The 13,005-nt window shown below is 41.4% G+C and carries 7 protein-coding genes; all 7 read left to right on the top strand.

Going from position 1 to position 13,005, the window contains the following annotated elements:
- Positions 1 to 33 precede the first annotated feature (33 nt).
- The 7 genes from QZ565_RS04385 to QZ565_RS04355 all read left to right on the top strand — a co-directional run bounded on the left by QZ565_RS04385 (position 34) and on the right by QZ565_RS04355 (position 12,938).
- Positions 34 to 5,898 carry a ZmpA/ZmpB/ZmpC family metallo-endopeptidase gene (locus QZ565_RS04385; protein WP_295526121.1) on the top strand — a complete coding sequence of 1,955 codons (5,865 nt, stop codon included), beginning with the start codon at positions 34 to 36 and terminating at the stop codon, positions 5,896 to 5,898.
- A gap of 162 nt (positions 5,899 to 6,060) precedes the next feature.
- A complete protein-coding gene (locus QZ565_RS04380) occupies positions 6,061 to 6,753 on the top strand; it encodes a phosphoglycerate mutase (protein ID WP_000240129.1) in 693 nt (230 codons plus the stop codon).
- Positions 6,754 to 6,867: 114 nt separating this feature from the next.
- Positions 6,868 to 7,569, top strand: a complete 702-nt coding sequence (locus QZ565_RS04375; RefSeq protein WP_295526127.1) for an ABC transporter ATP-binding protein — start codon at positions 6,868 to 6,870, stop codon at positions 7,567 to 7,569.
- A complete protein-coding gene (locus tag QZ565_RS04370; protein ID WP_295526124.1) occupies positions 7,565 to 10,273 on the top strand; it encodes an FtsX-like permease family protein in 2,709 nt (902 codons plus the stop codon). The genes QZ565_RS04375 and QZ565_RS04370 overlap by 5 nt, the downstream gene beginning before the upstream one ends.
- Before the next feature lie 144 nt (positions 10,274 to 10,417).
- Positions 10,418 to 10,687, top strand: a complete 270-nt coding sequence (gene rpsO / locus QZ565_RS04365; protein ID WP_001018251.1) for a 30S ribosomal protein S15 — start codon at positions 10,418 to 10,420, stop codon at positions 10,685 to 10,687.
- 450 nt (positions 10,688 to 11,137) lie between these two features.
- A complete protein-coding gene (locus QZ565_RS04360) occupies positions 11,138 to 11,854 on the top strand; it encodes an ABC transporter ATP-binding protein (protein WP_000854373.1) in 717 nt (238 codons plus the stop codon).
- A gap of 1 nt (position 11,855) precedes the next feature.
- Entirely contained in the window at positions 11,856 to 12,938 is a 1,083-nt protein-coding gene (locus QZ565_RS04355; protein WP_295526116.1) for an ABC transporter permease, read from the top strand.
- The last annotated feature ends 67 nt before the right edge of the window (positions 12,939 to 13,005 follow it).

Raw genomic sequence — 13,005 nt, 5'->3', positions numbered from 1 at the left:
TTGAAAGGGATAAAATAATAGAGAGGATATAGAATGAACAAGTTTTTTGGAGAGAAGCAGCATCGTTTTTCCTTACGAAAATTAGCAATTGGACTTGTGTCAGCTTCGATTTCAAGCCTATTTTTTGTGTCCATTGCGAGCAGTGGAACTGTATTTGCTCAAGAAAATGTATCTGTTCACTACAAATACGTGACGGATACAGAACTGAGTAGTCATGAGAAGGACTTGATTGTAAAGGATTTTCCTAAAGTGGCTGAAGATAGTGAGAGCACTTACTATCTAGTCTACCGTATGGATGAGAAAGCCCAACTAGGTCAGTTGCCTCATACCGGTGAGCACAACAATCTAGTTACCGTCCTCACTGGTGGAGCTCTCGCTTCGGTTGGACTCCTTATTTTTGCTGTTTCGAGAAAGAAAGGCAAGAAGAAAGCACTGTTGAAGGTTGTTCTGATAACAGGCATGGGGAGCGGTTTGGTTTCTTCGGTTCAGGCTATTGAAAATCAACTCTTGCTCCAATATAATCAAGAATATCAATTATCCCAAGGAGATAGTCTGCCTCTGCCAAGAGTCCTGTCAGGTTATACCTATCTAGGTTATATTAAGCAAGACAAGGAAGCTAGTCTGCAAGAAACTGCTGCTAGAGGTCAGAAACTAGACGATATGGTTCAACCTCATTTTCAGATCAATGAAGGTAGGCAAAAAGTAGGAGATGAGCGGAAAAATCCGTCTCCAACAAGCCCTGCTGACAAGTCAATCCCTTCTCAAGATTCACCCAATCAAAAGCCGTCTGGTATTGCTAGTGTGGATCCTCAGGATGAAGTCTTAGCTGGCCGCGTGAACAAACCAGAGCTTCTATACAAAGATCAAGAGATTGAAACCAAGCTAAACTTTGCTGAAGTGGTTCAAGAGAATCCAGAACTAGCAGAGGGAACCATTCGTGTCAAACAAGAAGGTCGTGCTGGGAAGCAGATTGAACTTGTTCGCATTTTCACTGTTGATAAGCAAGAAATTGCTCGAGATATTCTCTCAACTAAAGTAGAAGAAGCCTTGCCACGTGTAGTGGAAAAGGGAACAAAGAAGGCAGTCGTTCCGAGTGAAACACCATTCTCTGCAAGAAAAGGAGAGCCAGAGTCTCAGGCTTCCTTACCAGAATATAAAGGTGAGCAATCGGGAGCTATTGTAGCTCCTGAGACAGCTGAAAAACCAGAATATAGAGGAACTCAGTCCGGTGCTATTGTCGAACCAGAGAAAGTAGATTCGCAATCTGAGTATCAGGGAACGCAAGCTGGTGCGATTGTTGAATCAGAGACACGAGCCTCCTTGCCAGAATATAAAGGTGAGCAATCGGGAGCTATTGTAGCCCCTGAGACAGCTGAAAAACCAGAATATAGAGGAACTCAATCAGGTGCTATTGTCGAACCTGAGCAAGTTGCCCCACAGCCAGAGTACAAAGGGATTCAATCTGGTTCCATTGTTGAACCTGAAAAGCAGGAACCAGAGGTTGGAGGTGCCCAGTCAGGTGCTTTGGTAGAACCAGAAACAGCCGAAAAACCAGAATATAGAGGAACTCAGTCCGGAGCAGTCGTCGAACCGGAGACTCAGCCTTCCTTGCCAGAATATAAAGGTGAGCAATCAGGTGCAATAGTTGCCCCTGAGAAAACTGACAAACCAGCATATACAGGTCCCCAGTCCGGAGCGGTTGTTGAACCAGAGCAAGTAACTCCACAACCAGAGTACAAGGGAACTCAATCAGGTGCGATTGTTGAACCAGAGACACAGCCTTCCTTACCAGAATATAAAGGTGGGCAATCGGGAGCTATTATAGCCCCAGAGACAGTTGAAAAACCGGAATATACAGGCAGTCAATCTGGAGCATTTGTCGAACCAGCAACGGCTGAGAAGCCAACTTATACAGGCACCCAATCGGGAGCAATAGTCGAACCCGAACAAATTGCCCCTCTTCCAGAATATACTGGCAATATTGAGCAAGCAAAACCAGAAAATCCGGCTGAAAAACCAAAAGAAAAAGATCCAGAAAAAACACTTGAATTAAGAAATGTTTCTGATCTGGAGTTATATAGTCAGACCAATGGTACTTACAAACAACATGTTTCTTTGGACAGTGTTCCAAGTAGTATAGACACTTACTTTGTTAAGGTAAAATCGTCGTCATTCAAAGATGTCTATCTACCTGTCGCTTCAATAACTGCAGAAATAAAAAATGGACAATCAGTTTATAAAATCATAGCCAAAGCTGAGAAACTCCAGCAAGAGCTAGAAAATAAATATGTCGATAATTTCACCTTCTATCTCGCAAAAAAGGCAACAGAAGAAACAACAACCTTCACTTCCTTTAGCAACCTAGTTAAAGCTATCAACAAGAATCTCTCTGGAACCTATCATTTAGCGGCTAGCTTGAATGCCAACGAAGTGGAGTTGGGACCTGATGACAGATCTTACATCAAGGGCACCTTTACTGGTCAGTTAATTGGTGAAAAAGATGGCAAGCATTATGCTATTTACAACTTGAAAAAGCCTCTTTTTGAAAGCTTGAGAGGGGCCACAGTAGAAAAGTTGAGCCTAAAAAATGTCTCTATTTCAGGTAAAGATGATATCGGTTCACTGGCCAATGAAGCTACGGATAACACAAAGATTAAGCAAGTTCATGTCGATGGTGTTTTGGCTGGGGAACGTGGTATCGGTGGTTTGTTGGCTAAGGCAGACCAATCAAGTATCACAGAGAGCAGTTTTAAGGGAAGAATTGTTAATACCTACGAAACGACTGCTGCCTACAATATTGGTGGTCTGGTCGGTCATTTGACAGGAGGCAGAGCTTCATTGACTAAGTCAAAAGCGACAGTAGCCATTTCATCCAACACGAATAGTTCAGATCAGACTGTTGGTGGGCTAGCAGGTCTAGTAGACCAAGATGCGCATATACAGGATAGCTATGCTGAAGGTGATATCAACAATGTCAAGCACTTTGGTAGAGTTGCGGGTGTGGCTGGATATTTGTGGGATCGAAAGACGAATGAGGAACAGCATGCAGGAAGATTGACCAATGTACTAAGTGATGTCAATGTAACCAACGGGAATGCTATTACCGGTTACCACTATAATGAAATGAAGGTGGCTAATACATTCAGCAACAAAGCTAATAGAGTCTACAATGTTACCTTGGTCAGGGAAGAAGTCGTCAGCAAGGAATCATTTGTGGAAAGAGGAACAATTTTAGATGCTTCTGAAGTGACTAATAAAAAAGAAGAAATTAATCCTCTCACTCCTCCAACAGTGGAGCCCCTTTCAACAAGTGGTAGTAAAGAAAGTGATTTTTCTAAGGTGGTCAATTATCAAGTTAAGCGCGCCTTGGCTTATAAGAACATTGAAAAATTGCTACCTTTCTACAACAAGGCAACCATCGTCAAATACGGAAACCTGGTCAATGAGAACAGTCTTTTATATCAAAAAGAACTCTTGTCAGCAGTCATGATGAAGGATGACCAAGTCATCACAGATATTGTTTCCAACAAACAGACTGCAAACAAACTCTTGCTTCACTACAAAGATCATTCATCTGAGAAACTCAATCTCAAGTACCAGACTGATTTTGCTAAGTTAGCAGAATATAGTCTAGGAGATACGGGGCTTCTCTATACGCCAAACCAATTCTTGTATAATCAAGAAACGATTATCCAGCAAGTCTTACCAGAATTGAAGAAGGTAGATTATCACTCAGATGAAATCAGAAACACACTCGGTATCTCACCCAAAGTGAAGCAAACCGAGCTCTATCTAGAAGAGCAGTTTGCTAAAACGAAGGAGCATCTAGAAGAAAGTCTGAGAAAACTCTTGTCAGCGGATGCTGGTCTAGTGGAAAACAATCAAGTAATGACAGGTTACATCGTAGATAAAATCAAGCGCAACAAGGAAGCCTTACTTCTTGGTATGAGCTACTTAGAGCGTTGGTATAACTTTAGCTATGGTCAGGTCAATATTAAAGACTTGGTCTTGTATCACCTTGATTTCTTTGGTAAAGGAAATGCATCTCCGTTAGATACTTTGATTGAGTTAGGGAAATCAGGATTTAATAATCTGCTTGCTAAGAACAACGTTGATACTTATGCTATTAGTCTTGCCAGCCATCATGGAACGACAGATTTGTTTAGTACGCTAGAAAATTACCGAAAAGTCTTTTTACCAAACACTAGCAACAATGATTGGTTTAAAAAACAGACCAAAGCTTTCATTGTCGAAGAAAAATCCACTATTGCAGAGGTCAAATCCAAGCAAGAGCAAGAAGGGACTAAGTATTCTATCGGTATTTATGACCGAATTACTAGTAGTACTTGGAAATACCGCAATATGGTCTTGCCTCTCCTTACTTTGCCAGAAAGATCTGTATTTGTCATCTCAACCTTGTCTAGCCTAGGATTTGGAGCTTACGATCGCTACCGCAACAGCGACTATAAGGCTGGAGATGAACTCAATAAGTTTGTTGAAGAGAATGCGCGTGAAACAGCCAAGCGTCAGCGAGATCACTACGATTATTGGTATCGTATTTTAGATAATCAGGGACGTGAAAAACTCTATCGTACGATCCTGCTTTATGATGCCTATAAATTTGGTGATGATCATACTGAAGGAAAGGCTTCAACAATCGCAGACTTTGAGAATTCAAATCCTGCAATGCAACATTTCTTTGGACCAGTTGGTAACAAGGTAGTTCATAATCATCACGGTGCATACGCAACAGGAGATGGCGTCTACTATATGTCTTACCGTATGTTGGATAAGGATGGCGCTATTACGTATACCCACGAAATGACGCATGATTCCGATCAGGAAATCTATCTTGGTGGCTATGGTAGAAGAAGTGGTCTTGGACCTGAGTTCTTTGCTAAGGGCTTATTACAAGCACCAGACCATCCAAATGATGCGACCATTACTATTAACTCAATCTTGAAACATTCAAAATCAGATAGCTTAGAAGGATCCCGTCTACAAGTCTTAGATCCGACGGAACGATTCAAAGATGAATCCGATCTCCAAAAGTATGTTCATAACATGTTTGACCTCATCTATCTGTTGGAATATCTTGAAGGGCAATCGATCGTTAAGAAACTGAATGTATCTCAGAAAATGGAAGCTCTGAGAAAAATCGAGAACCACTATCTAACAGATCCTGCTGATGGAAATGATGTTTATGCTACTAATGTTGTGAAAAATTTGACTGAAGATGAAGCTAAAAAATTGACGAATTTTGATAGTTTGATTGATAATAACATCCTTTCGGCTCGTGAGTATCAGGCTGGCACTTATGAGAGAAATGGCTATTTTACGATTAAACTCTTTGCACCAATCTTTTCAGCATTGAGCAGTGAGAAAGGAACTCCTGGAGATCTTATGGGACGAAGAATCGCTTATGAACTCTTAGCTGCTAAAGGATTTAAAGATGGTATGGTCCCATATATTTCCAACCAATATGAAGAAATTGCTAAACAAAATGGTCAGACAATCAACCTCTACGGTAAAAAGCAAGGATTAGTGACAGATAAGCTTGTTTTAGAAAAGCTATTTGGTGGTCAGTATTCATCTTGGGTAGCCTTTAAAAAAGCTATGTATCAAGAACGTGTTGCTCAGTTTGATCATTTGAATAAAGTTACTTTTAAAGATCCGACGCAATCATGGATGAGCAATGCCACGAAAACCATTCAAAGAGTAAATGAGTTGCAAGAACTCATGGACCAAGCTGTTTTACAGGATGCTACAGGTCCTCGTTGGAGTGACTATAACCCAGAAACTGACAGTGCCGTCCATAAACTTAAGAGAGCAGTCTTTAAAGCCTACCTAGATCAAACAAATGATTTTAGAACCTCTATTTTTGCAAATAAAAAGTAATGAATTATAGAAGTTCCTAGGCAGGATGAGATCAATTTGCTTTCGGACGCTTCCTGACTGTCAGAACTTGTCGATTTTAACTAGCTTTTTTGTGAAAAATTGTGTAAAATAGAATAGATAAACGAGGGGAAACCTCGGAAAATTTAAAGGAGAATCCATCTAATGGTAAAATTGGTTTTTGCTCGCCACGGTGAGTCTGAATGGAACAAAGCTAACCTTTTCACTGGTTGGGCTGATGTTGATTTGTCTGAAAAAGGTACACAACAAGCGATTGACGCTGGTAAATTGATCAAAGAAGCTGGTATCGAATTTGACCAAGCTTACACTTCAGTATTGAAACGTGCTATCAAAACAACGAACTTAGCTCTTGAAGCTTCTGACCAATTGTGGGTTCCAGTTGAAAAATCATGGCGTTTGAACGAACGTCACTACGGTGGTTTGACTGGTAAAAACAAAGCTGAAGCTGCTGAACAATTTGGTGATGAGCAAGTTCACATCTGGCGTCGTTCATACGATGTATTGCCTCCAAACATGGATCGTGATGATGAGCATTCAGCTCACACTGACCGTCGTTACGCTTCACTTGACGACTCAGTTATTCCAGATGCTGAAAACTTGAAAGTGACTTTGGAACGTGCCCTTCCTTTCTGGGAAGATAAAATCGCTCCAGCTCTTAAAGATGGTAAAAACGTATTCGTAGGAGCTCACGGTAACTCAATCCGTGCCCTTGTAAAACACATCAAAGGTTTGTCAGATGACGAAATCATGGACGTAGAAATCCCTAACTTCCCACCATTGGTATTCGAATTTGACGAAAAATTGAACGTAGTTTCTGAATACTACCTTGGAAAATAATTTGTAAAAAGAAAGCCTAGGAATACCTAGGTTTTTCTTTTTATTCTAGTATCCAACTCTTCGAAAAAGCGTTATAATGATATTAAGAAGTAGTTAAAGAAAGTGAGGTTGATGATGGCTTATATTGAGATGAAACATTGTTACAAGCGTTATCAGGTTGGGGACACGGAGATTGTGGCCAATCGCGATGTGAATTTTGAGATTGAAAAGGGTGAATTGGTCATCATTCTAGGTGCATCTGGTGCGGGCAAGTCAACGGTTCTTAATCTTCTTGGGGGAATGGATACCAATGACGAGGGGGAAATCTGGATTGATGGTGTCAATATTGCCGACTACAATTCCCACCAGAGAACCAATTACCGTCGCAATGATGTCGGTTTTGTTTTTCAGTTTTATAATCTAGTTTCCAATCTGACCGCTAAGGAAAATGTGGAGTTGGCCTCAGAAATTGTGACAGATGCCTTGAATCCTGAACAAGTCTTGACAGATGTAGGTCTGGCTCATCGCCTCAATAACTTTCCAGCCCAGCTTTCTGGAGGGGAGCAACAGCGAGTCTCCATTGCACGCGCTGTAGCCAAAAATCCAAAAATCCTCCTTTGTGATGAACCAACTGGAGCCTTGGATTATCAGACAGGCAAGCAGGTTTTGAAGATTCTCCAAGACATGTCTCGTCAAAAGGGAGCGACGGTGATTATCGTAACTCATAATAGCTCGCTAGCTCCTATCGCAGATCGGGTGATTCACATGCGTGATGCCACTGTTATGAGAGTAACAATCAATGAGCATCCACAGTCTATCGATACATTGGAGTATTAGCATGAAAAAAACATACCGAAAAGACTTGCTCCAGTCGGTGACTGCTTCCAAGGGACGCTTTTTATCTATCTTGACCTTGATGATGCTGGGGTCTTTAGCTCTAGTAGGTCTCAAAGTGACTAGCCCAAATATGGAACGTACGGCTGAGGATTATCTCCGTAAAGCCAATACTTTGGATTTGGCAGTGATAGCAGATTATGGCTTGGACAAAGAAGATCAGGACGAACTAAAGACCCTTCAAGGAGCAAGTGTTGAGTTTGGCTATATGGCAGACCTAACCGTTGAAAATAGTGAAGAAGCGGTTCGACTGTATTCCAATCCGGAGGGAATTTCAACCTTCCAAGTGACAGAAGGGCGACTTCCAGAGGCTGATGGGGAAATTGCCTTGGCTGATTTCTGGAAAGACCGCTATCAGATTGGGCAGACAATTACCTTTAGCAAGAAAGAAGAAGGAAAGTCTGTTATAAAATCCCAATCTTTCATAATTACTGGATTTGTTCAGTCGGGTGAGATCCTTTCTCAAGAAGACTTGGGAGGGGCTAGTAGTGGAAATGGAAGCCTGGCTGGCTATGGAGTGATTTTACCCAGTCAGTTTGACTCAGATGTTTATAGCATTGCGCGTGTGCGCTATGATGATTTAAAAAATTTGGATGCTTTTTCATCAGACTATAGAAGCAAACGAGATCAACACCAGGAAGACTTACAAAACTTGCTTGCCGATAATGGTCAAAAAAGATTGGCAAGTATCAAAGCAAATGGGCAAAAGAGCTTGGAAGATGGAAAAGAGCAGCTCCAAACAGCTGAAGGTAACCTTCAAAAAGGCAAGAGCCAGTTAGAACAGGTTGAAAGTCGATTGAAAACGCAAGAAGAACAAGTGACCGCTTTGCCTGAGCCTCAAAAGAGTCAAGTCAAGGAGCAATTGACAAAAACTAAGGAAGAATTGGCTACAGAAAAAGAAAAAATGGCTCAGACAGAGAGTAATCTAGCCAAGGAAAAAGAGAAGCTTGAACAACACCAGAAAGAGCTTGATGAACTGGCAGAGCCTACTTACCATGTATACAACCGCCAAACCATGCCAGGCGGTCAAGGCTATCTCATGTACAGTAACGCTTCAGCAAGTATTCGTTCTGTCGGGAATATCTTTCCAGTGGTGCTTTATATGGTTGCTGCAATGGTGACCTTTACAACTATGACTCGCTTTGTGGATGAAGAGCGTACCAATGCTGGTATTTTCAAGGCCCTAGGTTACCAGAATAAAGATATTGTTGCCAAGTTTGTCCTCTATGGTTTTCTTGCAGGAACTGTGGGAACTGTTTTAGGAACGCTTCTAGGACATTATCTCCTTGCAGGCGTGATTTCGGATGTTATAACAGCTGGAATGGTCGTTGGGAAAAGTCACGAGTATTTCTATTGGTCTTATAGTCTTATTGCCCTAGCTTTAAGTTGGGTATCCAGCGTTTTGCCGGCTTATCTGGTAGCGCGGAGGGAATTACACGATGAAGCAGCCCAACTTTTGCTGCCCAAACCTCCCGTTAAGGGATCAAAGATTTTGCTGGAACGCCTGAGCTTTATTTGGAGTCGTTTGAGCTTCACTCATAAGGTTACGGCGCGAAATATTTTCCGATATAAGCAACGGATGTTGATGACCATTTTTGGAGTTGCAGGTTCGGTGGCTCTCCTATTTGCAGGTCTTGGCATTCAGTCATCTGTGGGAGGAGTTTCCGAGCGCCAATTTGAACAAATCCAGCAATACCAGATGATTGTAGCGGAAAAGAGCAGTGCAAGTGAGAAAGACAAAGCAGATCTAGAAAGTGCCTTGCAATCTGAGCCTATCCATGCTTACCAAAAAATCTACTCTAAATCCATTGAAAAAGATTTCAAAGGAAAAGCAGGACTTCAGACTATCACCATGATGGTCACAAGCAGAGAAAATTTCAAACCCTTTATCGCATTAGAGGAAAATGGCCAAGAGGTGGAGATCACTGATGGAGCCGTCGTGAGTCAAAAACTAGCTCAACTAGCAGATGTTACGGTTGGAGACAAGCTGGAGCTTGATGGAAAAGAAATCAAGGTTGCAGCTATTTCTGAAAACTATGTTGGACACTTTGTTTATCTCAACCGAGCGACATACGAACAAGTCTACGGTACCAGTCCGAAAGATAATACCTACCTAGTAAAATTAAAAAAGCCAACACCATCCAATACGGAGAAAGAAGCTACGGCCTTTATGAAAAAAACTGCTGTTTCTGGGGTGATCCAAAATGCAACAGCTATCCACCTCTTTGAATCTGTAGCCAATTCTCTCAATAAAACCATGGCAATCCTTATCCTTGTTTCCGTCTTGCTAGCCATTGTCATTCTTTACAATCTCACCAATATCAATGTGGCAGAACGTATCCGTGAACTTTCGACCATCAAGGTTCTAGGTTTCCACAATAAAGAAGTGACCCTCTATATCTACCGCGAGACTATGGTGCTGTCTTTTGTGGGGATTACTCTCGGTTTGCTAGCTGGCCACTATTTACATCAATTTTTGATTCAAATGATCTCACCTGCCACCATACTTTTTTATCCACGAGTCAGCTGGGAAGTCTATGCTCTTCCAATCGTCGCAGTGACTGTGATCTTAGCCTTACTGGGTCTCTTTGTCAATCACCACTTGAGAAAGGTGGATATGCTTGAAGCCCTGAAATCAGTAGAGTAGGTCAAGTTTTTAAAAAGTAAATCAGTTGACAAAGTCTTTGCTTCTTGGTAGAATAAGAACTGTCGTAAAGACAAATAACTTCTTCTTGGTTGCAGGCATGCCAACCTGTCACTCGGATGAAGCCAAATAAAAAGGAGAAACATCATGGCAATCTCAAAAGAGAAAAAAAATGAAATCATTGCACAATATGCACGTCACGAAGGTGATACAGGTTCAGTAGAGGTTCAAGTTGCTGTCCTTACTTGGGAAATCAACCACCTTAACGAACACATCAAACAACACAAAAAAGACCACGCTACTTACCGTGGATTGATGAAGAAAATCGGTCGCCGTCGTAACTTGCTTGCATACTTGCGTAAAAACGACGTTAACCGTTACCGTGAGTTGATCAACTCTCTAGGACTTCGTCGTTAATCTTGCGTCTAAAACGTTTCTATACTTCGTTGCCTTCGCCTCGATGTACCATCAGTACAATCTTCGGCTTGTCGCCTAGTCTATAAACGTTTTATCCGGCAAGAATTATGATGCTAAGGGCGCCAAAAATCCGTATGAAAATAGGGAAACGACACAGTTTTCGATGAACACAAGGAGTTTCATCTTTTTCACTAGGATTTTAGCCTGGGCTCAAATCAGCTCTCTGACTTCAGAGGGCTTTTTACGTTGTCACCTTACCTCGATATACTCAAGTATTATCTTCGGTTACGGTTCCTAGCACTGTAAGGTAAAATAAACCAGATATTCTCCCTACGGTGAGATTTTTTTGTTTTAAAAAAATTCAAATCATCACTTGACAAGTGAGTATTCACTCACTATAATAGATTTATCTTTAAAAAAGTGAGTGCTCGCTCACCTAGGAGGAAGTAAATGAAAACATTGCTACATTTACAAGATTTACAAAAATCTTTTGGTCAACAACTTGTGTTAAACCACGTTGGTTTTGAATTACAGTCTGGGGAAATCATTGGTCTAATCGGTCCTTCTGGTGCTGGTAAATCAACCATGATTAAAACCATGTTAGGGATGGAAAAGGCAGATAGCGGTATCGCTTTAGTCTTAGACCAGACCATGCCCAATCGTCATATTCTGGGAGATATTGGCTATATGGCCCAGTCAGATGCTCTTTATGAGGCTTTGTCAGGACAAGAAAACTTGGAATTTTTCGGCCAGCTAAAAGGGATTCCTAAAAAAGATTTGACAGCTGAAATTACCCATGTGGCTCAAGTGGTAGACTTGACAGATCATTTAAATAAGGCCGTGTCTGGTTATTCCGGAGGGATGAAACGACGCTTGTCGCTGGCTATTGCGCTTTTAGGAAACCCTCAACTCTTGATTTTGGACGAACCGACGGTTGGAATCGACCCTTCTCTTCGAAAGAAAATCTGGCGAGAGCTGATGGCGCATAGAGACAAGGGCGTAGGGATTTTGGTCACAACTCACGTCATGGATGAGGCAGAGCTGACAGATAAGGTCGGTCTACTATTAGGTGGAAAAATCATAGCCTTTGATACACCATCCAAGTTAAAAGAATCTTATGGTGTTTCAAGTATTGAAGAAGTCTTTTTGAAAGCAGAAGGAGAATGAAATGAGAACAATTGCCATTGCAAAAAAAGTCATCAAAGAATTGCTACGTGACAAACGGACACTGGCCCTAATGTTTGTGGCACCAGTCTTTATTATGTGGCTGATGAACCTCATGTTTTCGGCTAGTACAACGGTGACTGTTAAGCTAGCGATACAAGATGTGCCAAGTAGTTTGGTAAGTAGGATGGATGACTTAGAACATGTCAGTGTCAAAACATACAAAGACTTGGATCAAGCTAAAGAGGCTTTAAACGATGAAAAAGTAGATGCAGTTATCTCTTATAAGGATGGGGAATATCATGTAGCCTATGCTAATACAGATGCCTCTAAAACTTCGGTGACCCGACAAGTATTACGCACCAGTATTGCCAGTGAAGACACCAATCAATTATTAGCCCGTGTGAATCAATCCCTTCCACAATTACAACTAAAGGTAAAATCTCCTGAAATTAAGGAATCTTATGAATATGGTAACGAGGACACCGGCTTCTTTGCTAAAATGATTCCTGTTTTGCTTGGGTTCGTCGTTTTCTTCTTTGTCTTTTTGATTTCAGGGATGGCACTCTTGAAAGAACGTACTAGCGGAACCCTAGATCGTTTGTTGGCAACCCCAGTTAAACGTTCGGAAATTGTTTACGGCTATATGTTGTCTTACGGCTTTATTGCCATACTGCAGACAGGAGTAGTCGTTCTAGCAGCCATCTGGTTGTTGAAAATTGAAGTTGTCGGAAGTCTGTTAAATGTTATAATAGTTAATGTGGTACTGGCTCTGGTGGCACTAGCCTTCGGAATTCTCTTGTCTACCTTGGCAAAATCAGAATTCCAGATGATGCAATTTATTCCTCTTGTGATTATGCCGCAACTCTTTTTCTCAGGAATCATTCCACTTGATTCAATGGGAGACTGGGCAAAAATGCTAGGGAAATTCTTGCCTTTGACCTACTCAGGTGATGCGATGAGTCAGATTATTCTTTACGGACGTGGACTTGGAGATATTTTACCAAATATTGGTGTTCTACTAGTCTTCCTTGTCGCTTTGACAGTTCTCAATATTGTCGGCTTGCGTCGTTACCGTAAAGTATAAAATGTAAATGTACGAGGATGAAAATGAGTGAGAGTATTTTTGAGTCGTTTGAAGCTTATCTAAAGGG

The sequence above is a fragment of the uncultured Streptococcus sp. genome, from assembly GCF_915066115.1.
Classification (GTDB): Bacteria; Bacillota; Bacilli; order Lactobacillales; family Streptococcaceae; genus Streptococcus.
The sequence above is the reverse complement of the archived record's forward strand: the minus strand, read 5'-3'. Positions and strand labels throughout refer to the sequence as shown.